Below are 26,273 nucleotides of genomic sequence, written 5' to 3'. Positions count from 1 at the left end.
AAGAGCGGGAACTGGCCTTCGCCGCCGCCGGTCTGCCCGCCTCGATCAGCGATCTCCTGGGCGACGACGTCCTGACCTTCCTGCGGCGGGCCGACCGCCATTCCCTGGGTGCGGTGCCCCTCGAAGAGGTGGCACAGGCCATCCGGGAGCCGATCGAGGGCACCGGGCGCTCGATCGCGGAGGCCGACTGCCGCACCGCGGCGGAGGCCACGAACGGTTATCCGTTTCTGATTCAGCTTGTCGGATACCACATTTGGCGGCAGAACCGGACCGCGGCGGTGGTCTCCACCGGCGATGTCACCGTGGGTGTCGCCGCGGCACGCCGCCGGATCGGATCGTTGGTCCTCGAGCCGAGCCTCGCGGGGATCTCCGACGTCGACCGGAGTTTCCTGGTCGCGATGTCGCAGGACGACGGCCCGAGCCGGATCGGCCAGATCGCCGTCCGACTCGGCGTGGACGGCACCTATGCCAGCCAGTACCGGTTGCGGCTGATCGACGCCGAGCTGGTCGCGTCGGTCGGTCACGGGATGCTCGACTTCACCATGCCGTACCTGCGCGAGTACTTGCGCGAGCACGCCGCCGCGCTCGGGCTGCCGAGGCATTCCTGAACTCTGAGGTCGCGCCGCCAGCGGATCCATCGGTGCGCCCGAGGGCGCCGTGTGGAATGAACAACGCACGAATGCCGACGAACGTGCAGGTGAACCGCTGCGTCGGAATCTTGGCCGGCGGAGATGTTGGACATGCGACCGAGTGGCGCCGGGGCCGCGTACTCCGGTATACCTCTGCGAACAGGGTGACCGGTTTGCTCTCTCAGCACGGCGTGACCGGGACCCCCTGGCCACATGAGGGTCCGACGCCCCTTGTCCCGGCCCGGCGCTCCATTCCCGGGCTCGGAGCAACGACGGGCTCGGAAGAAACGGAAAGGGAATCGGCAGTGGCACCCGCAGGAACCGCACCGCTACCGGCCTACCAGACCCCGACTGCCGGGGTGGGGTGGCAGGAGCGGGCCGCGTGCCGCGGACTCGACGTGTCGGTGTTCTTCTCCCCGGACACCGAACGCGGCCGGGCCCGGGCCCGGCGCGAACTCCGGGCCCAGCAGATCTGCCATAACTGCCCGGTGCTCGCCGCGTGCCGTGACCATGCCCTGGCGACGGGTGAGCCGTACGGAACCTGGGGCGGGATGACCGAAACCGAGCGCAGGCGGCATGCCCGCCGCCGCGGTGGTCGCGAACGCCGATCGCTGCCACCGCGGCGACCGGCATCCGACGGTGCCGAACGCGAGTGGGCATCCGCCCGGTAGCGGACGCGGCACCGATCCTCGGATGCACCACGGGCGCCGGGCCGGCGGCCTCCCCGTGCCCTGCTGGAGGCACCCACCATCTGCGTAGGGTGTTGGATCGGCTCCGGGCGCACATCACCGGAGGCGGTGGTGGTCGGCTTCCACGCGGCTGGATGGGGCGGCCTTGCCGTCGCACCGTCTGTTGCCATGCGTCCTCGAGCCGCGCCGTAGCCGTCGTCGTCGATCATGTTCGGCGGGCCGGCACCACCGGGTGAGCGGTGGCGGTGGTCGTGGGCCGAGCAGCGCCTGGCCCGCGCGCAGAATACGGCGAGTTCCGCCGCGCACCACCCAGGCAGGGCGGTTCGGCACCCCCATCTCGGTCCTCACCCGTGGTGAGGTCGGTGTTCGTTCACTGCGTCGGATCGTTGCGACCACGGAGTCGGTCCCGGAAGTCGTGCAGCCGGACCACCGCCGAGGGCTCGGGGTCGACGAACAACAGACTCTCGTCCCGCAGGATCCGGGCGGCGACACGATCGCACCGATAGGCGAACACGGCGATGTGTTCGGACGCGGTGACGTCCTCCATCAGCCGCAGGGGAAGGCGCGCGATGCGGTAGCCGAGTCTGATCGCGTTCAGCGGTAGCGACCTCATCGTCGTCATTGCACGATGCTAGGCCGGCGCCCACACCAGTGGGCGAATCCACCCGCCGATGGTCGCCGGACCCGCTGTCGGCCACTGAGCTCGGCGGGGTTACCTGATACTTCCAGTACTGTCATCAGATCCGGACCGACGAAGAACGCGAGGAGTGAATCTGTGGCACGCAAGGTCGTGGTGGAGCTGGTCGACGACATCGACGGCACCGTGTTCGGTGACGACGGCGAGAGCATCCACTACGCCGTCGACGGCGTCGAGTACGTGATCGACCTGAAGGACGAGCACGCGAGGGAGCTCCGCGAGACGTTCGAGTACTACATCGCCCACTCCACCCGGGTCGGCGGCCGCAAACACCGCGCGGACCGGTCGGCTGCCCCTGCTGCGCGGCGGTCGTCGGACGAGACGAAGAAGATCCGGGCCTGGGCGCGCGGGCAGGGCTACGAACTGTCTTCGCGTGGCCGTATCCCCGCCGAGATCGAGCAGGCCTTCCGCGACGCCCACTGACCACGGGTGACCCGTCCTCGGGGTCGTTCACCGTCGGCGAACACACCGGCTGCGGAATACTCGCGCAGGGATCCGCTGTGGAACAGGCCGATGGTGGCGCGCATACCCCGGGTACCGCACCGGAACAGTCGCCGCGAGCGACCCACGCGCTGCACGTCGTGAAGATCAGGCGGTGGTGACGATCCGAATCTCGGGATCGGTACCGCCGGTGCGGATCCGGTAGTGCGGACAGCCGACCACCTGGTGGGGCACTCGGATCGGCTGCCGGTCGGTATAGAGGTAGAGCCGGTAGGCCAGTTGCCCGTCCCGGTGCTCGCCGGTGTCCGGGTCGACGGCGCCGAGGAAATACCCCTGCCCGGCGTCGGCATCGGCGAAGATCGCCCGCGCCCACTCGCCCGGTTCGGCGACCGGGAGATGCCGCGGCAGGCCCGTGGCGGTGTCGACGCTGTGCACGAGCACGGTGACCACGAACCCCGAGACCGCCGGAGCCCACGGTGCGGCCGCCACCTCGAACACCGTCAGCGAGGTGTGGATCCGCAGTGCGACGTTCGTACCGGTCCGGGCCGGGGTGGTGATGACATGCGGGCGCGCCGAGGGCGCCAGTGTGGTCAGTAACGGCAGCGTCTGGTGGTTGTTGGGGATGTCGCCGGAGGGAGCGGACACCAGCACAAGGCTACAAGTTCACCCGTTCACGGTGTCCCGCGCGATCACCCGCACGGCGGCAACAGCCCGTGCTCGTGGACACGAATGCCCACAAGCTGTGTGTGCTGCGCTGATTCTCAGGCCGGGTAGGCGGCCGCGGCCGGGAGATCAGGGCTTGGCGCTGATTGTCTCCGAGACCACCGGCCTGTCGGCTCTCCGCGAGGGGGAGGTCTCCGGGCTGCTGTGTGGCCTTCGCCCCGAACCGGGCTGCGACTGAGGACCGACAGGTACTTCGAACGCATGTTCGAAGTACGTGTTACGCTCTCCATTGCGGGGCGGGTGGAGGCCGAGCGCCTCGGGAAGCATCCGCCCCGCGCCAACTCGAGTGCCGAGGTGAGACCGATGGACAGTGTGATGCGCAAGGCCGACGAACTCGATCGCTTGGTGGGCGAGTTGGTGAACCTGGATGAGCAGCGCGTGTGTATCGGCACGAAGCTCGTCGATCTCGAGCACTATTTCCGCAAGGCCGGCTACCCCGAGTTGTCGCGGCGTGCGCTCGATGCCTTCATGACGCGGTACCTGGGACGAGTCCTCGAGCTCGCCGACGGGATGCGCGAATAAGGGTGGACCCCGCCCACGTTGGCCTGACCGCGGAACGTAGCCGCACGAAGTTCGTGTCGGTCGTGGTGTGTACTGTTGGCGCCGTTCCGGGGATCCCCCCCAAACTGGTTCTCGGAACCCCCGCCCCGGCGTCACCCCCCGACGTCGGGGCACCTTAATGCCCGGACCTTGGGGTTGGACGCCACACCGGCGACGACGCAGTTCGTGCAGCGGCGAGGGCCGGTGTCCCTGCCGTGCCGGGCGCTCCGGACGCTCTGACACCCGCGTCAGGTGCGATGCCCGATCCCCGTCAGCGGATCCCCTGTCGGACATGAACGTCCCGCGTCATCCGCCGGATCCACTACGTGACGATTGTTTCTGATGGGGTTGTGTCGACTGCGGGGTGTGGTCGTCGAGCTCGAGGGCGACCGCGCGCGTGAGGGCGTCCTCGGCGGGGAGCGCGGCCTGCTCGGCGGGCGAGAGATCGTAGCGGGAGACGGCGATCGGCTGGGTGGTGCCGGCCAGTGCGTACCGGACGACGGACTCGTTCTTGTCCGCCACCAGCAGCATCCCGACCGTGGGCTGGTGCTGCGGCCTGCGCAGCCGGTCCTCGACGAGGGCGACATAGAAGCCGAGCTGGCCGGCGTCGCGTGGGTCGAACTTCGTGGTCTTGAGTTCGATGACCACGTACCGGAGTTGCTCGACGTGAAAGAAGAGTAAGTCGACAAAATATTCATCGCCCTCGACATCGAAGTGGACCTGGCGGCCCACGAACGCGAACCCGGGGCCCAGCTCGCGAAGGGTGTCGATGATGCGCTCGACGAGCCGATCCTCGAGTTGCCGCTCGGCGGCATCGCCGTCGATGGCGAGGAACTCGAGCGTGAACGGATCCTTGGTGATCTGCTGAGCGAGCTCGGAGTCGGTGCGCTCGAGCGCGTGCGGGAAGTTGGAGGGGGCTGCACCCTCGCGCAGGTGCAGTCGGGTCTTGATCTGGTGTGCCAGCACGGGACGACTCCAGCCGTGTGCGATGTCCTTGGCGCTGTACCAGTCGCGTAACTCGGCGTCGTCGAGCTTCTCGAGCAACTCGATGACATGCCCCCAGGGCAATTGGTCAACGGGTCGTTGACCGATTGCCTCCTGGTCGGGCCACGCCTCGGCGAACCTCCGCATGTACTTGAGGTTGGCCGGTGAGAAACCCTTCGCATTGGGGAATTCTGTGCGCAGATCCGCGGAGAGCCGGGACAGGACCTTGCTGCCCCACGGTGCTGTCTTCTGTCGCTCGATGATCGTCGCCCCGATCTGCCAGTAGAGCCTGAGCAGTTCGGTGTTCACTCGGCGCTGGGCGATGTAGCGCGCCTCGTGCACGAGCCGCTTGATGCTCTCGAGCGTGGCGGCGTAGTCGGTAGGGACGGGGGAGGACATTCCTCGAGGCTAATGGAATCGGCTGACCCTGCTGGTATCGCGGGGATGCGACCCAGCTGCAGAATCTGGGCCACTGACCAGGGCCGTTCGAGGATCGATGACCGGTCGCGCTGGCTAGCGGATCGAGGACAGTCTGGCTACCCGTATCGGCGGTACCGCTGGCCGTTGCCCTGCTCGCGTGAAAGCCGACGATCGCGTGTCGTCGACCCATTCGAGTGACGCGCATTCGGGAGATGGGGGGAACCGGCGATCCGACCGGAGCCCAGGGCGCAGAGTTCAGCGCGCAAATCTGCGTGCAACACTGCGCGTAATCAAGCGTGTGATCGTGCGTGTATCGACTAGTCTGGGTCCAGCGGCGGCCGGCACCATGCGCGGCGGCCAAGGTGAGCGGGCAGAGGAGTGGGGTATGGCGCAGGTCGGAAGACGCGGCGGTAACTCGTCGCGGCCGAGCGGCGGGGGCCGAACGTCGAAGCCGCGCACCGATGCCCGAACCTCGGGCGGTCCCGTCGCCGCGGCGCCCACCGATGCGTTGACGTCGAAGCTCGAGTCCCGCAGGGGGCCGGTGAAGGTGCAGCTGAACACCTGGGTGTTGGCGTCGACGGAGGCCCGGTTGAAGTGGCTGGTGAAAAACCGAGGGTTCACGGTCACCAGCGTCGTCGATGTGGCGCTGCAGGAGTTGCTGGACCGTTACGACGTCCCGGCGGCCGATCCCGATGGCCGGATCCGGGAGCAGTGAACCGATGAGCCGTCCGTGGGAGCAGATCGCCCTGTTCGACCTGCACCAGCCCTCCGCCCCGAATCCTGCCACCGACGATGCCGCCGAGGTCGACGCGGAGGACACCGCCGCGGAAGAGTCGCCGACACTTACTGCTGCCGCGGAATCGCCGACATCCACCGCTGAGGCGGAACCGGCGGAATCGCCGACACCGACCGTTGCCGCAGAACCATCGGCTGCGCCCGAACCCGAGGCGACGGCACCGAGCCGGCCGGTGTGGGAGTCGCTACCGGTCGGTGTCGAGGCGGATGAGCACGCGGTGATCGTGACCGCCGACGGGACGTATACGCCGTCGGGGCGGGAGTTGACCGGCCCGGTCGATTCGGTCGAAAAGCTCGACAAACTGATTCGCTGGGCCGCCCTGAAACCGCTGGGTACCCCACCGCAGGTGTGGATCGTCAACCAGGGCGCGTGCGAGGTGTTGGGGTGGGTGATCGACCCCGGCGACGAGGACGACTTCAAGGACACGGAGGCGCTGCGAACCCGCGCCGCCACCGACCTGACCGCGGTCCTGCAGGCCACCCTGACACCGATGCTGAACGCGGGCTGGGAGCTGCGCGGCGATCCGGGGCACGTGGTGCACCTGTCCCGGACGATCGGCAAGTTCACCTCGATGGTCGATGTGGTGCTCGAGCCATACATGTGGACATACTGGAACAAGGACTTCGGCTGGAACAACCGTCTCGGCGACATGGGGATCCTCGGTTCACCCACCGCCGGAACGTATCTCCCCGACGACGACCTGCCCGCGGCCCGTGAACTCGGGCGCCGGTTGGCCTGGTGCGCGAAACACCTCGGCGTACTCCCCGGGCCGACACCGGCGCGGACCGGCGCCGCGATCGTCGACAAGATCAAGCGCGAACGCACCCGGACGGGCAAGGGCCTGGCGGTGGCGACCGCCGGACCGGTGCCGCCGCTGGACGGGGCCCCGCGCGGGGACCTCGAACCCGCGGCCGGGTGGACCCGAATGCCCGACGAACAGGATCTGGAGGGGGCGTGCCGGTTGGTGTCCATCGACCAACGCGCCGCCTACCTGGCGTCGGCCGGGATGCTGGAATTCGGGTACGGGCAACCCACCCACCTGACCGGCCACGCGGCGGCCGCGGCGGCGGTGGGGGAAAAAGGGGCCCCGTTCGGGCTGTGGCGGATCACCCTCCCGGCCGCGCAGACGCTGTCGCTGCCCGAGAAACTGCCGCCCCCGCACCCGCACATGCTCACCGATCAGCCGGTGCAGACCTGGGTCACCACGGTCAGCCTCGACGGGCTTAGGGAGCCGGTCGCGGATGGGGGGATCGGCGCCGACCTCGACGACCTGGACATCACGGAGGCGTGGGTGTTTCCGGAGCAGGGCCGGGTGTTGGACAAGTGGGCGAAAATTTTGCGTGAGGCCCGGAAGGTGTCGGTGGATACCGGGGATGCGGCGACGAAATTGTTCGTCGGGTCCTGCTACAAGGGGTACATCGGGCGGATGGTGAACCCGGACATGTGGACCGCGACCCGGATGGCCCATCATCACCAACCTGTGTGGCGGGCGGCGATCATCGCGCATTGCCGGTGGCGCGGGCGGCGGGTGGCGATGCGGATCGCCCGCGAACACGGCCGGTGGCCGATCCGGACGGTCACCGACTCCTGGGTGTACCTGCTCGCCGACGGGGAGGACCTCGCGGATGAGAGTGCGGCGTTGGGGAAGATGTCGGTGGAGAAGGACACCCCCCTCACCGACCCACTGCTGTCCGCACTGGCGTCGGCGGAGGATGTGCACGAGGTGAAACTGGCGATCAATGCGGCGTTCGCCGACGACGACTTCGCCGACGACGACTTCGCCGACGACGACTTCGCCGACGACGACGACAACACCGAGGACGGGGAGGGGGTGCTCTGATGGCACAGCATCTTCCGCGGCCGCGCACCACGAAGCTGCCGCAGCAGGCGGTCGGTCTGGACGGCCTCAAGGTCTCCGTTGCCGACGCCGCGACCAGCGGTGTCGAAAAATCCAAACAGGTCAAGTCTGGGGGCCTGGCCGGGCTGACCAGCAAGGTGTCGGTCACACAACTACGGAAGGAACTCGGGAACGAGGGCCTGCGGCAGGCGGCGATCGACGCCGGCCGCACCCCACCGTCGGCGCGCACGTTGCGGCGGTGGGCGCAGCAGGGCCGCATCCCGCACGCGGATGTGCTCGAGCGAGCCCAACGCCGTGCGGCGATCGAACGCCTCGGTGGCGTCGATGCGGTGGCCGCGATGATCGGGCGGTCCCGCTCCGCGGTGTCCCGGTACCGGTCGGGGGAAACCAGCGAGTTGCGGGCCGACGCGAGCAAGAAACTGAAATCCGTGAAGGCGCAGGACATCATGAAAAGGGCCGGGGTGCTGCGGCCGGACGGCACCCCGAAACGGGCGGTGATCCGGGTCCGGGGCGGTGTGATGGTCCGCAACGGCGCCGACGAGGGCTACGACTACCGGGTCCGGACCCTGGATTTCGCGAACTCCGACACCCCGTTCAGCACAGATGAGTCCCGCGAACTCGCCGCCGCACTCGCGAACGATGATCACGCCCGGGTCGTGGCGTTGCTGGAGCGGCACGCCACCCTCGACTACCCGGAGAACAAGGGTTTCGACAGGTACAGCGACCAGTTCGGGTTCCACTTCGACCACATCGATTCGGTCCACATCGACTGGATCTGACAATCCGCCGCCTACCTCGGCCGAGCGTAGGCAGCAATCGACAAGACCGAATCGACAAGATCGCTTCAGCGGCACGGTGCTCTCACCGCGAGTGTGCGCACTGGCACTGCCTACCGGGGCCCTCACCGTTCGCCATATGGAGTGCGAGTGTCAATCTGCCCGTGGGTCAACGTCGGTGGGTGAATATTCCGCCGGATGTGCGGAATAGTCGTGGCACCCGTGGACCCGGGCTGGGGAGCCCAAGAACTGCGCGCGGAAGCCTCTAATCGTCTGGCAGTGCGTTGGCTCGCCACTTCGTCACTGCTGGGTAGAGCCATTGGCCTACCTGCTCACCGTTTGCGGTTAACACAGTTCACGGGGCCGAAGGCGTCGCCATGCTCTTCATTGATTGGTACGGATCGCTAACTACGCATACATAACGCCGATTGTCGCGTCGTGGTGCTTCCCTCCGGCGGTCCCTCGGCGGCGCCGCATCCTTCGGAGGACTCGGATCACGCGGTGTTGGGCTTACTTCCGCCTAGCTTCGCGGTGACAGTCTCGGCAGCGGTGACGGCCGCCGGCAGATCTCGGCAACCGGAGCACCATGCGACGGCGCGGGCCGAAAGGGATGATCGTCGACGAGCATGCACCGGTGCGGCGGGCCGACGAGAAGATTCTCCTCGTCGGCGTCGGTGCCGCGGCGTACCTACTCGCCGACGACACGACGGCGGTGCCTGCCGCCTTCCTCCGTCGGCGGAGCTGCCCAGCAAATCACCTACCCGGGCGACGACTGCGGCGCGTGCCGGCGCCGCCCGTCGGGTACGCACTCCGGGTGATGTCAGCCGGTGCGATCGAATGGGGCACCCGTCCGCTGCACCGCGTGGGGTGCTCTCGCGTCGATCCGGTGCGACCGCACCGGCGCCGGCGAGATTCCCGGCCGGCAGCGACGCCGACCTCGACGCTGCGCAGGAGCGGTTCGGTCCTGTTGACTCGGCCGCTCGGGCCGACCTCAAACCCCAGTTTCGAGACGCTCGCCGGGAGAGGAGCGAGTCGCCGACCGGTGGCAGCCGCGGTGGCGATCCCGTAGCGAGTTCTCGACCGAAGCGTCGGTCCCGGGGTCAAGTCCCGTCCCGGACGAGATTACGGAGGGTCCCGACAGCGGTGTCGCCAGATCCGAAGCATTCGCCTCTGGCGTCGTTCGGGGGCGCATGTGAAGGCCCGCTATCGGCGGCGGGTCGGGCAGATCAATATCGGCGTGCGGCGTTGAAAGGCATCAAATCCGACGGTGCGCGCTCGACCGGCTCACCCGCGGTGGGCGCGTGGACGACCATGGCGTGCCCTCGAAGAGGCCGACATGTTCGTCGCCGTAGCACAGAACGAGCACCTGGCTGCAGCTCACCTCGGGCAACGGGAGTACCACCCTTCACCTGTTCGTAGGTGGTCTGCGGGACGGCGACGCCCGCCTGTTGGTGCGATCATTCGACCAGGCCCGAGCAGTCGAAGGCATTCGGCCCGGCGGCCCCATGTCGGGGCCCCGATCTTGGTCTCCGCGGCAGCGAGGGCGTGCCGCCCATGGGTGGAGGGAGTCGGGGGTGATTCCGGCGGCCGTCGCCGGCTCCTTGATCTGTTTCGGGCGAGCGCTCACATAAGGAATATTGTCCGCCCTCACCCGCTCGTGTCCTTTCTCATCGACTTGGCCGCCGGAGAAGGTCTGTTCTCGGGGTTCTGCTCGCCTGTGTTGGAGTGTTGCGTGCGGCGCGGTTTGCTGATGTGCACCATACGATCGCTCGGGGTGATGTGAACGTTGTCGACGCGTCCGAGTCGGAGTCTGTCACCGTCTGCGGCGGTTGACCGCCATGCCGCCGAGCGCGCCGTATCCGATCTGGCGGCCCGGGGAACGGGAAGGCGTCCTCGGTGTCCGCGGCGGTTTGGCCGCCGTGGTCGTCGTCGGAGGGGAGGGCTGGCCTCGGACCGGGCTGCCTGATCCATGCGTCCGACAACCAGGCTTGCGAACACCTGCACGCCCCGATCCCGCTGAACCAGCAAGTTGACAACACCCCGGCGATCTCGCTGGCCTGCACGACGGCGACGTCACTCTCCCTAGATCGGACGGGGTCCGCTGTTCGAATTGGAGTCATGCGGCACCCCACGAAGAACGAGCGCGGACCAGAATGTCGTAGCCTCAAGGTGATGACAATCTCAGCCCGGCGACACGGTCGGCCATCGCCGCCGGCCTCGCTCGAATCGTGTTGTCCATCTGGGACGGCAGGCCGGGCGATGCATCGAACCTTGACACATCCACGCCCACAGAACAATGGGAGTATCCATGAACGCACACGACTTTCCCGTCAAGACCGCTGACGGCGCAATCGAATACCTGAGCAAGTACAAGGGCCAGCTCTTGCTGATCGTCAACGTCGCGAGCAAGTGCGGATTGACCCCGCAGTATGAGGGGCTCGAGGCCCTGCACCGCGACAACAAGGACCGCCTGCAGGTCGTCGGATTCCCGTGCAACCAGTTCGGCGACCAGGAACCGGGCGATGACGCCGAGATCCAGCAGTTCTGTAGCGCCACCTACAATGTCACGTTCCCGGTATTCAGCAAGGTCGAGGTCAACGGCGACGACGCGGACCCGCTGTTCGAGTACCTGCGCGCGGAGGCACCTGGTGACTTCGGGCCGGACAGCGGTTTCTTGTACGAGCATGTCAGCAAGACCCGCCCCCAGTCGATCGGCACCGACGAGGTCAAGTGGAACTTCACGAAGTTCCTTGTCGACCGCGAGGGGGAGGTGGTGCGCCGCTTCGAACCGACCGTCACCCCCGAGCAGATCGCCGAGGAACTGGCCGAACTTCTCTAGCGGCCTACGCGGTCGATTGGGTCGCAGTGGTTCCGAGCCGCGAGGATCTCGTCGGCGGTCTCGACCCGGCCGTAGGTCGTGGATTCTCGTTCCAGGCACGAATGTCCGTGTTGAGGTGCGCACCGAGCGGTGGGCCAAATGCCGGGTCTTGATGGTTGTTCGGAGTCCCGCTTCGAAGTCCCCGTTTCACCACTCGCGGCGCCTGATCGAAGCTCGGTGGCCGGCCGTCTGCGCTGACTTTGCGCTTGCGGTCGGCCCCGTGATCGGACCTCGCGGGAATCACCGCGGGAACCTTCTGTCCTTCGGCGGCGGTCGTCGCACAAAGACCGTCACCGAAGGCGTCATCCCGGCCGCTGTTCGATTCGCTGCTCACCGCGCACCAGGGGTGTCACGTTGTCCGAGAAGGGGTCCGCAGAGACCCTGAGCTGAACCGGTGAAGTCGCGGGCCGTCCATGTACTCCCTCGCTTCGTCCGGCTGTGGGCCGGTGGTGCGCACTGCCGAGACCCTCACAGAGGTGCTGGAAGGGCGCGGCCATGTCCTCCATGTTGATCCCGCAAGGCGGTGGAGTTTGGCGATTTGCGTCGACCATCTCGGGCAGTGTCTATTCACCGTCATCCGAGATAGTTGTCGCTCCGCAGGAGAGCGCGTTGCTCTCCGGTAACCATCTCGAGCGAGGACATCTGGTGGTGTGATGTCCTCGCTCGGTGTTTCTGTCGGAATTCCACTTCTGTTGCTGCATGCACCGCGGTTCGGGTCGATCGAGTTGGTCGTCGCGTAGCGTCGCATTGTTCAGCGGGACGGAGCATGTTGCGGGATCTGCAGCAGCGTTCCGACACGAACGCAGAGCAGACGTCCCGCCGGAGCCCGGTCGACCTCGTTGGAGCGGTGGCAGGAGCGATACTCTGCGACAACTTGTTTGAGCGAGGACATGTCCCTGTCCGCGATATCTGGTTGGCGTCGTCCGAGATTGCTGTCGCATCCCGGCTCCGCGCCCTTGTGGGTGGGTTCGGAGTTGTGACCCGTCTCTCTGGATGAGTGCGCTCCTCAATGGGGGCAGCGCGTGTGGATCACCGGGTGGCGGGCATCTGTTCGATGGCCGGTGCGCGGAGGTCGTGGACGCTAGCCCTCGTCCGCGAGCCATCCCCGGACGCGCCAGCGTTGGCGACCGACTGAATGAAGCCGCGTGGATGCCCCGGCGGACGGGGATAGCAGTCGGCATTTCCTCGCCGGACTCACCACCTTCCGGATGAACGGGTATGCGGGGTCGATTTGGCAACCGATCTGGCGGACGGACACCCACGGCCCCGGCATGGTGGCCTCGGCCTCGCTCCTCTCGAATCAACGCACCTGCCGGCGCGAGGGTTCCCGAAGTCCGAAGGAAATCCGAACTGCTCGCCGCAGGGCGTCCCGCCGGTGACCCGTACTGCCTCGCATCCGGAGTCTCCGAGCCCGACAGCAGGTTCAGGAGAGTGGATTCTCCGGCGCCGTTCTCGCCGACGAGGCCCACCACCTCCCCTCGGCGGATTTGGACCTCACATCATCGAGTGCAACGAGGATGTCGTAAACCGTTGTCGATCGTCGTTCTTGAAGGATGGTGGCGGAATTCGTCACGTCGTGAGCCCAAGGGCCTTGAAGGTACCGAGTGCACCGCTCTTCGTCTCGGCCTTTTCTCGGACCGGGCCATATGGATCGTTGATGCGGTTGGCCCAATCCATGTTGATGGTCTCGATCTCGCCCGCGTCGAGCGCTGTTTGATAAGACTCGGGCCACGCGAAGTCGGCAGGTCGCTCGGCCTTGTTGACACCCGGCTTTGAGCCCCAGTCGAAGTTCTCGACATCGGCGACCTCAAACTTATGGGGGAACTCCCACTTGTCGCCTTGGAGGTGCCGCGACATCTTCGTGACGTCATAAGGAAACGGACTGTCCGGGCTTGTCAGTTTCAGCAACTCCTCCGCCGCGGCCGGCGTATCAACAATAAGACTGTCGTAGTTGAGGAAGGACTCGAGCGGATTGAACTCGACACCATGGGCTTGGTCGTAGATCCTCGCTGCCGCGTAGGCTCCTGCGACCGCGATTACCCCTGCCGCAGTTCCGACCAGACGGTCTTCCTTCAGCATTGCCTCGAGGAATGCGGGGTCGCCGTCGGCACCCATCAGCAGTGCTCGCGTGTTGCGCGTGGCCTTGAGAGCCGCCAATGCACCGATGGCGATGCCGTCGCTCAGGGTGATGATGAAGTCCACGTCGGGATACGTCGGAAGCAGGGCGGACAATTCGGATTGAGCCTTGGTGGTGTCCCAGTCGGTATACGCAGTTGCAACGACCTTGACGTCCGGATAATTGCTGAGAGCCTGCTTCACCCCGAACATACGGGCCTCGGATGAAAGGCCGCCCTTGACACCGCCGAGCACGATAGCAGTTCCCCTGCCGCCGCCCCGTTTCAATAGCAAGTCGGCCATAACGTATGCCTCTTCGGCAAAGGATGTTCCCATCGTGCCGAGGAAGTATCCGTTGTAGCGGGGGTCGTGCGGACTCGTCCAGGTGGGCCGGTTACCCAGGCTCAGGTAGGAGATCTTCTGGCGGGCAAGTGTCGATGCATACATGGGCACCGCGCCATCGGCCACGAGGAACGAGAGGACGCCGGTCGCTCGGAGTGCGCCGAAGAGCTCTGGCTGCGACATCATCTTCTGCTGGTCTCCGTCATATGATGTCGACTTGTACTCCCCGCCCAATTGCATGAGGCCTTCGCGAAACCCCCTCCCCGCGCCCTCCAGCGCCAAGAGGTTCGAGATATAATGCATCATTCCGATGATTTTGGAATCCTCACCGGAGGCGGCGGGAGCGCACGCCGTCAGGGATCCGAAAGCTCCGAGCAGCCCTAGAACGGCCCCTCCCTTGAGTACGCTCCTTCTTGAAGTCATTGGTGACGCAGCAGAATCGACGATCATGGCACCTCTGTTCGACAGTCTTCACGTTGAGTAAATTCGATTTCTGACGGTCGCCGGTTCGCGCCGGCGGCGAGTCCGTCAACGGATTGGGTTCCACGGCGCTCGAGCGTCTGACGCTCGGGTACGAAACGCTTCATCGCTTCACGGACCTTCTTCCCATGGGGCCGCTTCGGACGGCTCGTGGTTTTCACCCTTCGCCTGCTCGACCTCGTATAACTTCCGCGCCGATCAACCGGGCATCCGGCGTGTCGTTCCCAAGCTTTGGATGGGGCAGTAGATGCCATGGTCAGCACGAAGCTTGAGCTTTCCCCAGCAGGGGAGCGAAGGCCCGAGTTTTCAACTGGTCTCGAACTTGGCTCGGGACGGCGACGACCGCACGGTCAATCCGTCGCGTTGCCGGTGTTCGAGGCGGATCTCCAACCGCTCAGTTCCGTTTCCGCTCCATATGTCGTGCTCCGGGGGTTCTGGACAGGCCACGGTTGCTAGGTTGAGATGTCCCGGGTTAGAGACAGGAGTTTGCGGGCACGCTCGGCAACGGGGAGGTCGACGAATTCTCCACCGGGGAGGCTGACCGCGGATCCGCCCGCCTTCTCGAATGCGACGAGTACCTCTCGCGCCCAGTGGAGCTCGTCGTCGCGCGGGCTGAACGCTTCGTGGATGACCGGCAGCTGGGCGGGGTGAATCGCGGACTTGCCGAAGAAGCCCAGCGAACGGCTCAGGGAGGCTTGCCGGCTGAGTCCGTCGTTGTCGCGGATGTGGGGGTAGACGCTGTCGATCGGTGGGGCGATTCCCGCGGCGCGGGAGGCGACGACGAGGTGGGACCGCACATACTGCAGCGGGGCATCTCCGTCGCCGGTGCCGAGGTCCTTTTGCAGATCGATCCCGCCCAGTGCGAGGTGCGTGACGCTGGGTTCGGCGGCGATCGAGAAGGCATTAGCGATGCCCTTCGCGCTTTCGATGGCGCAGATCAACGGTTTTCCGGGCGCGTGGTCGGCTACCCATCGAACGTCCTCGGCCGACTCGACCTTGGGGACGCGGATTCCGTGAGCGTGCTCGCTGACGGCGGTGAGGTCCTCGCGGGCGAGTTCGCTGTGCGGGGCGTTGATCCGTACCCAGGCCGTGCGGACGGCGAGGATGGCGGCGACGTTCGTTCGCGCCCGGGACTTGTGGTCCGGTGGGACCGCGTCTTCGAGATCGAGAATGACGACGTCGGCGCCGGCGTCGAAGACCTTGGTGAGCAGTTTCTCGTTGTGGCCGGGGGCGAACAGGTAGCTGCGTTCCACTAGACGACTCCCTTTTCGATCAGTGCTTCCAGTCGATCCTGGTCGACTCCGAGGGCGTCCCGGTAGAACTGCTGGTTGTCCTGGCCGAGTCGGCGACCGGGGAACTTGATGGCCCCGGGGGTTCCGAGCATGCGGAGCATGAGATTCTGCATTTTCACCGGGCCGAGGTCCTCGTCGTCAATGGTGGTGATGGCGTCGCGGGCGATGACGTGCACGTCGTTCATGAGTTGTTCGACGTCGTAGATGGGGGCGAGTGCGGCGCCGACTCTGTCGAATTCGGCAGTGACCTCGTCCAGTGGGCGGTCGGCGATCCATTTCGCGACGGCCTCGTCGAGGAGGTCGCCGTTGCGACTGCGTTCACCGGCGGAGGCGAACCAAGATTGTTCGATGATGTCCGGTCGGCCGACTAGGTGCATGACTCTTTCGGCGATGGAGGTAGCGCTGGCGGAGATCGCGACCCAGCGTCCATCCTTGGTGAGATAGGTGTTGCGGGGGGCGTTGTTGGGTGAACGGTTGCCGTTTCGGCCGGCGATGGTACCGAGTTGGTCGAAGGCGGTGGGACCGGGGCCGAGGATCCCGATCAGTGGTTCGAGGAGCGAGAGGTCGATGACCTGCCCCTTGCCCTTGCCCTCGGGTGAGTTGCGGTGAAGCAGCGCCGTCGCTACACCGAATGCGCCGGCGATGCCCGCGACACCGTCGGCGAGACCGAACGGTGGCAACGTCGGCGGGCCGCTTTCCTCCCCGGTTTGGTGGGCGAATCCGCTCATCGCCTCGGCCAGGGTACCGAATGCACGCCGTGCGGCATAGGGGCCGGACTGTCCGAATCCGGTGACCCGCAACATGATAAGCCCCGGGTTGAGGGAGTGCAGTCGGTCGGGGGACAGCCCCCACTTCTCGATCACACCGGGCCGGAAGTTCTCCACGAGCACGTCGGCGTCGACGACGAGGTCGCGAAGGATCTGCTGTCCCTCCGCTGTGCTGAGGTTGAGGGTGATGCACTTCTTGTTGCGTGAGATGACCTTCCACCACAGTCCGTGGCCGTTCTTGTGCGCCCCATGTGTTCGGGCGGGATCGCCGGAGGGGTGTTCGATCTTGATCACCTCCGCCCCGAAATCGCCGAGCAGCATGGCGGTGATCGGTGCGGCGTACACGGTACTGATGTCGAGGACGCGGATGCCGTGCAACGGTCCCCTGGTGTGCGCGGCCGTGCCGGTCTTGCCGTCGCTCGATTGTGCAGCTGCATTGTCTGGATACGCACTCATGGATAGTCCTATGGGTTAGGAACGTGACGGGATAACGTGTGCCGAGACCGTTTTCGTGGACGGAATGAGGTGCCCCTGACTCCGGTGATGTGATCGCTCGCATGAGCGGGATGCGTCGACGTCGATCGTGAAAGACCGGAATCCCCGCCGGGTGGATGATCCGGTATTTGGTGAAGCCGAGGGAAGGCCGGAAGTCGGCCTGGGACGGGACCGCGATGTCGATCGAATCTCGACGATCGAAGGGGAACGTCGTTCACACCATGAAGACGAGGCGCTCGACAGACATCTCCCGGACCGCGTGTTCGGGGCCTTCTTTGCCGAATCCGCTGTCCTTCTGTCCGCCGAAGGGCATGCCATCCGAGCGTGTGCTGGAGGTTCCGTTGATGACCACGCCGCCGACCTGCAGGTTCAGGGCGACCTTCCGGGTGATGTCGAGCGAGTCGGTGAAGACGCCGGCTTGCAGGCCGTATCGGCCCGCGTTGACACGGGCGATGGCATCGTCGATTGAGTCGAAGGTCGTGATTCCCACGACCGGTCCGAACGCCTCCTCACGGGTGATCGGCATACCGTCGCGCACGCCGCCGAGGACTACGGGCTCGATCAGGGTGCCGGTACGGCCTCCGCCGGTGAGCGGTTGGGCACCGGCGGCCACCGACGCCTCGATGAGCCGGGTGACGTGGTCCGCCGCCTCGGTCGAGATCACGGGGCCGAAGTCGGGGTCCGAGCTCCACGGATCACCGGTGACGAGCGACTTCGTGCGACGGACGATCTCCGTCGTCAACTCGTCGGCCAGCGAAGTGTGCGCGTAGACGATCTGGACCGAAGTGCAAACCTGTCCGGCCTTGCGGAACGATCCGCGAACGATCTGCTCTGCGGCGTGGGCGACGTCCGCGCCTTCGCAGACGAGGGTAGGGGAAATGCTGCCCAACTCCAGCGAGACCGGCCGGACGCCGGTGGCGGACTTGACTACGGTGCCCACCGCGGTCGAGCCTGTGAACGTCGTGAAGCCGATCTCCTCGCGAGTGAGCAGCGCATGACCCGCGGTCTCGCCGCGGCCGTGGGCGATCTGTAGTCGACCCCGTGGTACGCCCGCGTCGTGTAGCGCAGAGACCAGATGCTCAGCCGTCAGTGGGGTCAGCTCTGCGGGTTTCAGGATCACGGCGTTCCCCGCGGCGAGCGCCGGTCCGATCTTGTGGCATGGAGTATTCAACGGGGCGTTGAACGGCGTCACCGCCAGGACGACGCCGATGGGCACTCGGACGGTGAGGGCCAGGCTATTCGCGAAGGCGGCATTGGCGGCGACAGGCACGATCGCACCCGTGATTCGGATTGCCTCCTCTGCGCAGAGCGACAGGGTCGACATAGCTCGAGAGAACTCGTTTTCCACATCGCGTCGGGTGTAACCGGTCTCGCGGATCATCGTTTCGAGGATATGTTCCTTGCGCTGCTGGAGCAGTTCCACGGCTCGACGAAGCGACCTCTCGCGCTGGTCGGGAGCCCAGGGCACCTCTGCCGCCGCAACTGCTGTGCGGACGATGGTGTCGACCTCGGCGCCGGAGACGGTCTGCCTTTCGGCGATGATTTCGCCTGTCCACTTGTCCAGGACAGTAATTCGCTCGCTGGCGAGCTGCAATCCACCCGTGTTGGTCGTGGTTTCGGTGATGGTCATCGGGCTACCTCGTGCTCGTGGGTACGTGATGTGCTGGGTCTGACGTCGATGCGGCTGTGCTCCCAGCCGGTGCGACGCCACGTAATGGCCTCGCCGGGACGACGCCGGTGACTTCCCGTCGTGATGGGCCGGCTCGGTGGCAGCTCATGCCCTGGTGAGGTGTGGCGATTGCCAGGGGGAATCATCGGTTTCGAGTCCGCTGTTTCGGTGTGAGTCCTCCCATGTTCGATGTGTTGCGTTGGCAGCGACGGCGTGGTCACGGTACTGGCCGCGAACGGGCCGGCGGTTCGACCGGCGTCCGGCTCAGTGGCGTACAACAATGCGACGTCCCAGGATCGGCAGGCAGCATGGTGCTGCCGGTCCCAGGATTCGGCCACAGGCCTGGGCAACGTCAAGGGGTTTTCGCGTTGCATCGATTCGGATCGATGCGGCGACGGTCGGCGAGCGGCGAGTGCTGTGCAAATAGTGCTTCAATCTACGGCTGTCCGGACCGCCGCCGCAGGCCACGCGTGACCATTCATGGGTGGTGGATCAGGTTGCGCGTCGGCGGGTTGGGATGACGTGCAGACCCGCGCCGGCCAGTGTGTTAGACCTGTTCACGGTGTTGCAGGCTGGATGGTGGTCATGCTCGCGTGGCCGCTGCCTCGGCTGACCCGTAGCCCGCAATCCGGCCGAAGACGGAACCGTTCGTGAGTCCGGAGCCGCCGGGGTAGTTGAAGTAGAAGATACCGCCAACCAACTCTCCGGCGGCGTAGAGACCCGGGACCGGGTTCATGTCGGTGTCGAGGACCTGGGCGTCGGTGTTGATCCGTAGGCCACCGAAGGTGAAGGTGATGCCACAGGTGACCTGGTAGGCCTCGAAAGGGCCCTCGTCGAGAGTGTTGGCCCAGTTGGTCTTGTTCACGTGCAGACCGCGGGTCCCACGGCCGTCCTTGACATTTGGATCGAACGGCGTCTCGGTGTCGATCGATGCGTTGTACGCCCGGACTTCCTCGAGCAGGCCCACCGGGTCGACGCCCTCGAGCTTCTCCGCGAGCGCCTCGAGCGTCGGTGCCGTGACCTTGGTTGCCTGGCGAATCTTGTACTCGTCGCGCAGCAGGTGCGTCACCTTCTGGTCAAAAATTTGCCACGCAAACTGGGCCGGCTGCTCGAGAATTCGGCGGCCGTACTTTGCATAGGTGTAATTGCGGAAGTCCGCACCTTCGTCGACGAAGCGACGTCCCTGGGCGTTGACCATAATGCCGAAGGGGTAGCTGTGCTTCTGGAATCCGTCACCGACGGCGAGATCACCGAACTCGGGGGCGTTGCGGTCCCAGCCGACGGCATGGCAGCCCGACCAGTTGCCGGTGGGGCTGGCACCGACATCGAGGGCCATGCGGTGGCCATCGCCGGTGTTGCACATCGTTCCGCGTACCTTGGCCAGGTCCCAGGACGGCCCAAGGTACCGGGTCCGCCACTCGGTATTGGCCTGGAAGCCGCCGCTGGCCAGGACGACTGCGTCGGCCTGTTCCTCACGGGTGCAGCCGTTCTGGTTGACAACCACACCGGTGACACCGTCATCGCCGTGCAGCAGAGAGACGGCACGGGCGCCGTATTCGATCTTCACCCCATCGCGCTCGGCCGCCTTGGTGAGATAGTCGACCAGCCCCGGGCCGCCGCCGTTGACCTCGACGGTAAGACCGCCCCAGAACTTGAACTTTCCGTCGACCTTGAACGCCTGGCGGCCGTAGATGGGCATGAAGCGCACGCCCTTCTCTTTCATCCAGGACAGCGTCGGGTAGCTCTGTTCCACGAGGAGGCCGGCCAGGTCTGGATCGGTGCGGTACTCAGTGACACGAGCAATGTCGTCGAGGAATGCCTCGGCCGGGTAGGCGCCGAAGTCGGTGTTCGCAACCTCCTCGTCGGTGAGATCGGGCATGAGCTGCCGCAGGTCCTCCACGCCGTTGTAGGCGACGCGCATCGCTCCCGCCGTGAACGCGGTGTTGCCTCCTCGTCGCTCCCGGTCGGCGCGCTCGAGAACGAGGACCTCCGCACCTCGTTCCCGCGCAGCCAATGCTGCGCACAGCGCGGCATTGCCGGCGCCCACAACGATCACGCGACTTCCTGACACGGATCCCACCTCATCTCATCGTTAACTTTGGTATACGACTGTATACCGAGGTGTCCAGGATGGCAAGACCTTGTTCGTTCCAGGGGAATTCGCCTCCGCGAACTCGCCGCTCGTCGCCGGATGGGGGCGGGTCGGCGACGACGCGGGCCGGCCGCGTAGGCGGGCCGAATGTGCCGCACCGTGCCGGACGGTCTCGTAGGGGACGATCCCGCCGCGGACCAGTATGAGTTCATCGACCTCGCCGCAAGCTCGGCGGGAAGCGGTCGAACGGCCGCACTCGCACCGCGCGATGCTTCCCGCGGATACCTGTAGCCGGTGTACGACGGCGAGAACGCCCACGGAGCGCTCCCGGTGACCTCACGGCCTGTCCCGCCGATCCTCCCAGCGGTCACGTTCACCTGAGTTGGCAACGCCTTCTTGCGGGTTGAGGAACGATCTGTCCGCGCGCGCGGAGGGCCCGGTACACGGTCGAGCGCGAGGGCGCGGGGTGATCCCCTGCGCTTCGAGCCGCCACACGATCGCGGTAGGGCCCTTGTCGAGGCCCTCGTCGGCGAGCTCCTGGTGGGCTCACGCGATTCCTCCGGGGCCTGGGCTGAGGTGCTCGAGCCGGGCAGGATTGATCGAGTGGTGAACGCGGCGGCGCCTTCGGCGCGAAACCTTGCCCACCAGGGTGGGGGAAGGTGTTGCGGGAGATACCCTGATCCCGGCGCAGGCGGGACGCGTTCAGCGGTATCCGCCTGCGGACCCGGCGACCGTGGCCATGATGTCCGGATTCATCGAAACCCTGTTCCGTCCATGCCCGACTGTCACGGGAACGGTCGCCGGTGTCCTCGATGCCCCGAGGCATCAACTGCCCTGCACGTCCCGAACTCGGACATGGACACCCTCGCCGGTGGTGCGATAGGCACGCCGGCCGCAGCACCTCGAGGTGTGCCATAGTATACGCTGGGATGCTACTGGAGTGGGCGCCGCCGAGGTGTGCCGATCTCTGCTGGCAGTGATGGGGAGGTAATGGACATGCAGGCACCGAACCGCCCTTCGCTGTACGACGAGATGCTGCGCGATATCACCACGGGGGAGTTCAGCGATGGGGAGCGTCTGGTCGAGCTGGCCCTTGCCGAGCGATACGGCGTCAGTCGCACTCCCGTGCGAGAGGCGTTGCGCAAGCTCGAGCAGGAAGGGCTCGCAGTCCGCGGTTCCCGCGGACTGGAAGTGAAAAGGCAGAGCTTGCAGGATCTGTTGGAGATTTTCCAGGTACGTGTGCCGCTGGAGAGCGTTGCTGCCGAGATCGCCGCAGCTCGCCACGATACCCGTGACGAGATCACGCTGCGCCGCATCCTGGCCCGCATGCACGAGCTGGGCGACGACAGCGTCTCGGAGCAGGCAGCAGAAAATCTCCGGCTGCACGGCGCGATATGGAACGCAACTCACAACAGCGCGCTGATCGACACGCTGGAGCGACTGACCTCTCAGCTCGGACGCTATCCGCTCAGTACATACGGATACCCGGGCCGTTGGCAGGACGCACTCGCGGAGCATGAAGCTCTGATCGAGGCCATCCTCGCCGGTCGAGCGGAGCAGGCGGGAGAGCTGGCGCGCACCCACATGCAGGAAGCGCGAGACACCCGCATCGCCATGTGGCCCGGTGATTGATCCGGCGTCTGCAGTGGGGAGGCGGCACACGTCCGTTCGGGACGGATGCTGTCGCAGATGAGTCCCCTCCGACGTTTGTCGCTTGCTCGGCTGGACCTCGGCTCATCCCGGCAGGGCCGGTGAGTGTCTGGACTCGGGGCATCTCCGACTCCGGAACTGCCGCAGCCCACCGAGTCTCGTCGTTCCCGCCGTTCGGGACCCCTGAAACGATCGAGAGCCCGCCCGGCGAGCCGCACGCGGAGCTGGAGATCGTGCGCACACGTCAGATCAGCCGCCCGCGGCGACCCGTCGCTGCCCCAATGTCGCGACGGTTGCGACGAACACTCGAGCGTGGCCGCATCACGTGCCCCCGTGATCATTCGGGAAGCGGCGCAGAATGTTGCCCGGCTCCCTGACGGCACTCCCCCGGGGGCGGAGATCTGTTGACCGGCCCGGGTTCGGATAGGTGCGGATACCGCGTCCTTCGTTGCGAGATGCGAATCCTGTTCGAGCGTATGCGGGTCGGGCAGGGGAAAATCTACGGTATGGCGAGCCCGCGAGGACGGACCGGTGTGCGCCACCCCCCCGGGGTTCCCGCGCTGCCGGCACTACCGCCGAGGCGGGACGAGCCGGTGGCCGTCCAGATCCTTGACACCTCCGGTACGGAACGGTATACAATGGGATGCAATCGAGTGCCGCGGTTTCCCGCGGTCATCATCTACGGAGGTCCCACGTGCGTGATGGAGTAGTGAAGGTTGGCGAACCCACCACCGTCGTCGAGTGTCTCCGCTCATCGACGCTGCTTTTTCCCGATGAACCCTTCCTCGACTTCGGCGGTGAAACGTACACGTACCGCGACGTGGATAAACTGTCGACCGATCTCGCGCGGGGACTCCAGGCGCAGGGCGTCGGGTCGGGGGACACGGTGGCCGCGGTTCTTGCCAACAACGTGTACGCCGTGGCCCTTTGGCTGGGAGCCAACAAGATCGGCGCGATCTATGTGCCCATCAATACCGCTCTCAAAGGCGATCTCCTGGCACACGTCGTCGAGGACTCGACCGCGCGGGTGGTCGTCTCCGACGCGCGATTCTCAGCCAATGTGGCGGAGGTCGTTCTCGGGGCCGGCCGTGAAGTCGTCCACTTCGTTCACGATGATCCGGATGCGCCGACATACGGTGCTCGCCCGATCGAGGACCTGCTCACGGAGGCGGGGCCGGAACCGGTCGTCCCGGCCGGTCCGGGGGACCTGAGCTGCATCATCTACACCAGCGGCACAACAGGCGTCTCCAAGGGTTGCATGGTCAGCCATGACTACGTCCTCCACGTGGCACGCCGTAGCAGCGAAGCGATCGACCAGACGCGAAACGATGTCATGTTCACTTCGTTGCCGCTGTTCCACCTCAACGCACTGGCGATCAACGTGCTCGCGACGATGCGCCTCGGCGCGAAGGTTGCCATTGCCGAGAAATTCTCCTTGTCCGGCTTCTGGAAGGAGATCCAGCGGTCGGGTGCCACCACCACGAGCCTGCTGGGGGCGATGATCCCGCTCGTGGCCAACGCCCCGGACTCGCCGGAGAGTCTCGCATGCCATGGGCAACTGCGGAGCGTCGCGGGCGCGCCCTGGACCGGCGACGACATCGCGAAGTTCAAACAACGGTTCGGAGTGCAGCAGGCCGGCTCGAACCGTTACGGGCTGACCGAGGCATGGGGTGTGACGGCCCGACAGAAAGGCGACCCCGATCACCCCGTCGGCTCGTCGGGACGGCGCCAGGGCGACTTCGACGTCCGCATTTTCAACGACGAGGGCCTCGAGGTCCCGGCGGGCGTCGTGGGCGAGATCGTCATCCGACCTGGCAAGCCGCACATCATGTTCGAGGGTTACTGGCGACGACCGGTAGAGACGCTCGACGTATTTCGTGGCCTGTGGTTCCACACCGGTGACTTGGGCTATTTCGACGACGACGGCTATCTCTGGTTCAGCGATCGCAAGAAGGACTACATCCGTCGGCGGGGCGAGAACATCTCGAGCTACGAAGTCGAGGCGGTGTTCCGCAAGCATCCCGACGCCCTCGACGTCGCGGTCGTCGGCGTCCCATCCCCATTGTCGGAGGAGGACGTCAAATTGTGTGTTGTACCCAATCCGGGGGCGGATGTGAGTCCCGCAGCCGCGGAGGCGCTGTGCGCCTGGTCGTTCGATCGGCTGCCGTTCTTCGCAGTCCCTCGATACATCGAATTCGTAGACGAGCTGCCGCGGACGGCGACGGGAAAGATCCAGAAATACAGGCTCCGCGAAAGGCACTCCACCCACGCAGTGTGGGATCGGGAGGCGGTCGGAATCGCGGTTCCCCGATGAGCCGCGCGGTGATCCTCGGCATCGGTCAAACGCCTCTGGCGAGGACCTCGGAATTGACGGACGAGGAGCTGATGCTCGACGCGATCGTCGAAGCAATCAACGATGCCGGTCTCGAGAAGGCGGACATCGACGGCCTCGCGATCGGCACCATGACACTCAAGGACGACTCACCGGCCATCGCGGAGCACTTCGGTATGGAGCTCAACTGGTCGATGAAGTCCGACTTCGGCGGCGCATCGGGCCTGATCAGTCTTTTCCGGGCGAAGGAGTCGATCGAGGCCGGCTCGGTCCGGGCCGTGGTCACCGTAGCGGGTGGCAACCGGGCCGACATGCCTTGGCTGCAGCATGACGCCAGTGCGCCCCCCAACGACTACGCCCACCGAAGCTGGATTCTGCCCTACGGCTACGGCGGTGCCAACACCTTCTTCGGGCTCATCCAGCAGCGCTACATGCATGAGTACGACATCACCTTGGAGCAGTTGGGGAAGATCTCGAGCACCTTCCGCAGCCATGCGCAGCTGAACGACGCCGCCCTCCTACGCGAGCCGCTGTCCGTGGAGGACTACGTCAACGGCCGGCTCGTCTCCGACCCGATCCGCTTCAACGACTGCGTCATGAGGTGTGCGGGTGCCGCCGCCGTCGTGATCGGCGTCGAGGAACTCGCTGCACGGTCGGATCACCGGCCGGTGCACATCGGTCCCTACGCCGAACGCATCAGCCACCAGGCGTCGAAGCAGACCGCCGACCGCATCGAAACAGGCTTCGTCACCATCGCCGACAAGATCTTCGAGCGCTACGGCCGGGACCGGATGGACTTCCTGCAACTCTACGACGACTATCCGATCGCGATCGTCAAGACTCTCGAGGACCTCGGGTTTGCTCCCCGCGGACGAGGCGGGAAGTTCATCGAGGAGCACGACATCTCGATCAACGGCGATCTGCCCATCAACACCGGTGGCGGCTTGCTGTCGGTGGGTCAGGCCGCGATCGGAGGCGGCTTCGTCCCCATCCTCGAGGCCGTCGAGCAGTTACGCGGCGAAGCCGGCCGTCGTCAGCTCGCCAAGGCCGACGTCGGCCTGGTGACCGGCATCGGTCTGCTGGCCTACGGCGGAAACCTCGCTGTCACGTCAGGGGCCATCTTCGGAAAGGAGCCGCTGTGACCGGACGACCATTCCCCACACCTGTCCACTGGGACAAGGAGTTCTGGGACCGTGCCCGGGACGGGGTGCTCACGGCGCAGGAGTGCCTCGACTGTGGCCGGCTGCAGCACTACCCCCGGCCCGGATGCGCCAATTGCTGGAGCAGGAACCGCCGCTGGCGTGAGCTCTCCGGGCGTGGACGCATCTACTCGTTCACTGTCGTCAGGCAGCCCGTGCACCCGGCCTTCACCGACGAGGCTCCCTACCCGCTCGTGGACGTCGAGTTGGAGGAGGGAGTTCGCATGCTCTCCGTCCTGAGGGGGACCCCCCTCGACCAGCTCTCCATCGGGATGCCGGTGGCGGTCGAGTTCGGCCCGGAGGTCGACGGGATCAGGCTTCCGTACTTCCGGACGGCAAGCTGAGCTCGTCGACCTTCCGGACCAGCCCACACCTTCGGTGTACATTTGCATACAATTGGACTCATAGA

At 65.9% G+C, this 26,273-nt stretch carries 20 protein-coding genes and 2 pseudogenes; 12 read left to right on the top strand and 10 right to left on the bottom strand.

The genetic code is table 11. The features are described from left to right. Both ACFTZB_RS00995 and ACFTZB_RS00990 read left to right on the top strand, forming a co-directional pair. Nucleotides 1–608: pseudogene (locus ACFTZB_RS00995) on the top strand (ATP-binding protein); the annotation flags it as partial. 326 nt (nucleotides 609–934) lie between these two features. Continuing rightward, nucleotides 935–1,300 carry a WhiB family transcriptional regulator gene (locus ACFTZB_RS00990; protein WP_378429679.1) on the top strand — a complete coding sequence of 122 codons (366 nt, stop codon included), beginning with the start codon at nucleotides 935–937 and terminating at the stop codon, nucleotides 1,298–1,300. A 388-nt stretch (nucleotides 1,301–1,688) separates the two neighbouring features. On the opposite strand, the gene ACFTZB_RS00985 is transcribed toward ACFTZB_RS00990, so the two are convergent. Further along, on the bottom strand, nucleotides 1,689–1,940 hold the full coding sequence (locus tag ACFTZB_RS00985; RefSeq protein ID WP_378429678.1) for a hypothetical protein: 252 nt from the start codon (nucleotides 1,938–1,940) through the stop codon (nucleotides 1,689–1,691). Nucleotides 1,941–2,093: 153 nt separating this feature from the next. On the opposite strand from ACFTZB_RS00985, the gene ACFTZB_RS00980 reads away from it, so the two are divergent. Beyond that, nucleotides 2,094–2,438 (top strand): Lsr2 family protein, encoded by a 345-nt coding sequence (locus tag ACFTZB_RS00980; RefSeq protein WP_378429677.1) that lies wholly within the window; start codon nucleotides 2,094–2,096, stop codon nucleotides 2,436–2,438. Nucleotides 2,439–2,603: 165 nt separating this feature from the next. Here the strand turns inward: ACFTZB_RS00980 and ACFTZB_RS00975 are convergent, their stop codons facing one another. Continuing rightward, the gene (locus ACFTZB_RS00975; protein WP_378429676.1) at nucleotides 2,604–3,101 is read right to left on the bottom strand and encodes an N-formylglutamate amidohydrolase; all 498 of its coding nucleotides are present in this window, start codon (nucleotides 3,099–3,101) and stop codon (nucleotides 2,604–2,606) included. A gap of 381 nt (nucleotides 3,102–3,482) precedes the next feature. On the opposite strand from ACFTZB_RS00975, the gene ACFTZB_RS00970 reads away from it, so the two are divergent. Further along, on the top strand, nucleotides 3,483–3,701 hold the full coding sequence (locus ACFTZB_RS00970) for a hypothetical protein (protein WP_378429675.1): 219 nt from the start codon (nucleotides 3,483–3,485) through the stop codon (nucleotides 3,699–3,701). A 324-nt stretch (nucleotides 3,702–4,025) separates the two neighbouring features. On the opposite strand, the gene ACFTZB_RS00965 is transcribed toward ACFTZB_RS00970, so the two are convergent. Then, nucleotides 4,026–5,102: a YhcG family protein gene (locus ACFTZB_RS00965; RefSeq protein WP_378429674.1), complete on the bottom strand. Its 1,077-nt coding sequence runs from the start codon at nucleotides 5,100–5,102 to the stop codon at nucleotides 4,026–4,028. Between the two features lie 406 nt (nucleotides 5,103–5,508). On the opposite strand from ACFTZB_RS00965, the gene ACFTZB_RS00960 reads away from it, so the two are divergent. The 3 genes from ACFTZB_RS00960 to ACFTZB_RS00950 are packed head-to-tail and all read left to right on the top strand — an operon-like array spanning nucleotide 5,509 to nucleotide 8,556. Then, nucleotides 5,509–5,838, top strand: a complete 330-nt coding sequence (locus tag ACFTZB_RS00960) for a hypothetical protein (protein WP_378429673.1) — start codon at nucleotides 5,509–5,511, stop codon at nucleotides 5,836–5,838. Nucleotides 5,839–5,842: 4 nt separating this feature from the next. Beyond that, nucleotides 5,843–7,759, top strand: coding sequence for a hypothetical protein (locus tag ACFTZB_RS00955; protein WP_378429672.1), 1,917 nt, complete (start codon nucleotides 5,843–5,845; stop codon nucleotides 7,757–7,759). Further along, on the top strand, nucleotides 7,759–8,556 hold the full coding sequence (locus ACFTZB_RS00950) for a hypothetical protein (protein ID WP_378429671.1): 798 nt from the start codon (nucleotides 7,759–7,761) through the stop codon (nucleotides 8,554–8,556). The genes ACFTZB_RS00955 and ACFTZB_RS00950 overlap by 1 nt, the downstream gene beginning before the upstream one ends. Before the next feature lie 166 nt (nucleotides 8,557–8,722). On the opposite strand, the pseudogene ACFTZB_RS00945 reads toward ACFTZB_RS00950, so the two are convergent. Further along, nucleotides 8,723–8,939 (bottom strand): annotated as a pseudogene (locus ACFTZB_RS00945) (helicase); the annotation flags it as partial. Between the two features lie 1,922 nt (nucleotides 8,940–10,861). Between ACFTZB_RS00945 and ACFTZB_RS00940 the strand changes: the two are divergent. Further along, a complete protein-coding gene (locus tag ACFTZB_RS00940; RefSeq protein ID WP_378429670.1) occupies nucleotides 10,862–11,392 on the top strand; it encodes a glutathione peroxidase in 531 nt (176 codons plus the stop codon). 602 nt (nucleotides 11,393–11,994) lie between these two features. On the opposite strand, the gene ACFTZB_RS00935 is transcribed toward ACFTZB_RS00940, so the two are convergent. The 6 genes from ACFTZB_RS00935 to tcuA all read right to left on the bottom strand — a co-directional run bounded on the left by ACFTZB_RS00935 (nucleotide 11,995) and on the right by tcuA (nucleotide 20,647). Continuing rightward, nucleotides 11,995–12,918: an ATP-binding cassette domain-containing protein gene (locus ACFTZB_RS00935; protein WP_378429683.1), complete on the bottom strand. Its 924-nt coding sequence runs from the start codon at nucleotides 12,916–12,918 to the stop codon at nucleotides 11,995–11,997. Between the two features lie 82 nt (nucleotides 12,919–13,000). Continuing rightward, nucleotides 13,001–14,338, bottom strand: a complete 1,338-nt coding sequence (locus tag ACFTZB_RS00930) for a sugar ABC transporter substrate-binding protein (RefSeq protein WP_378429669.1) — start codon at nucleotides 14,336–14,338, stop codon at nucleotides 13,001–13,003. A gap of 482 nt (nucleotides 14,339–14,820) precedes the next feature. Further along, nucleotides 14,821–15,621, bottom strand: a complete 801-nt coding sequence (locus ACFTZB_RS00925) for an HpcH/HpaI aldolase/citrate lyase family protein (protein WP_378429668.1) — start codon at nucleotides 15,619–15,621, stop codon at nucleotides 14,821–14,823. Next, nucleotides 15,621–16,883, bottom strand: a complete 1,263-nt coding sequence (locus ACFTZB_RS00920) for a CaiB/BaiF CoA transferase family protein (protein ID WP_378429667.1) — start codon at nucleotides 16,881–16,883, stop codon at nucleotides 15,621–15,623. Before ACFTZB_RS00920 ends, ACFTZB_RS00925 begins: the two co-directional genes overlap by 1 nt. A gap of 253 nt (nucleotides 16,884–17,136) precedes the next feature. Then, on the bottom strand, nucleotides 17,137–18,552 hold the full coding sequence (locus ACFTZB_RS00915; protein ID WP_378429666.1) for an aldehyde dehydrogenase family protein: 1,416 nt from the start codon (nucleotides 18,550–18,552) through the stop codon (nucleotides 17,137–17,139). 622 nt (nucleotides 18,553–19,174) lie between these two features. Beyond that, nucleotides 19,175–20,647 (bottom strand): FAD-dependent tricarballylate dehydrogenase TcuA, encoded by a 1,473-nt coding sequence (gene tcuA, locus ACFTZB_RS00910; RefSeq protein WP_378429665.1) that lies wholly within the window; start codon nucleotides 20,645–20,647, stop codon nucleotides 19,175–19,177. Between the two features lie 1,026 nt (nucleotides 20,648–21,673). Here tcuA and ACFTZB_RS00905 point away from each other — a divergent pair. The 4 genes from ACFTZB_RS00905 to ACFTZB_RS00890 all read left to right on the top strand — a co-directional run bounded on the left by ACFTZB_RS00905 (nucleotide 21,674) and on the right by ACFTZB_RS00890 (nucleotide 26,208). Beyond that, nucleotides 21,674–22,315: a GntR family transcriptional regulator gene (locus tag ACFTZB_RS00905; protein WP_378429664.1), complete on the top strand. Its 642-nt coding sequence runs from the start codon at nucleotides 21,674–21,676 to the stop codon at nucleotides 22,313–22,315. A 712-nt stretch (nucleotides 22,316–23,027) separates the two neighbouring features. Next, nucleotides 23,028–24,647, top strand: a complete 1,620-nt coding sequence (locus ACFTZB_RS00900) for an AMP-binding protein (RefSeq protein ID WP_378429663.1) — start codon at nucleotides 23,028–23,030, stop codon at nucleotides 24,645–24,647. 53 nt (nucleotides 24,648–24,700) lie between these two features. Then, entirely contained in the window at nucleotides 24,701–25,807 is a 1,107-nt protein-coding gene (locus tag ACFTZB_RS00895; RefSeq protein ID WP_378429662.1) for a thiolase family protein, read from the top strand. Continuing rightward, nucleotides 25,804–26,208 (top strand): Zn-ribbon domain-containing OB-fold protein, encoded by a 405-nt coding sequence (locus ACFTZB_RS00890; RefSeq protein WP_378429661.1) that lies wholly within the window; start codon nucleotides 25,804–25,806, stop codon nucleotides 26,206–26,208. The genes ACFTZB_RS00895 and ACFTZB_RS00890 overlap by 4 nt, the downstream gene beginning before the upstream one ends. Nucleotides 26,209–26,273 lie beyond the last annotated feature (65 nt).

This window comes from Rhodococcus sp. NPDC057014 (assembly GCF_042673295.1).
GTDB lineage: Bacteria > Actinomycetota > Actinomycetes > Mycobacteriales > Mycobacteriaceae > Rhodococcus_F.
Note: the sequence above shows the minus strand (reverse complement) of the source record. Positions and strands in the feature narration are given on the sequence as shown.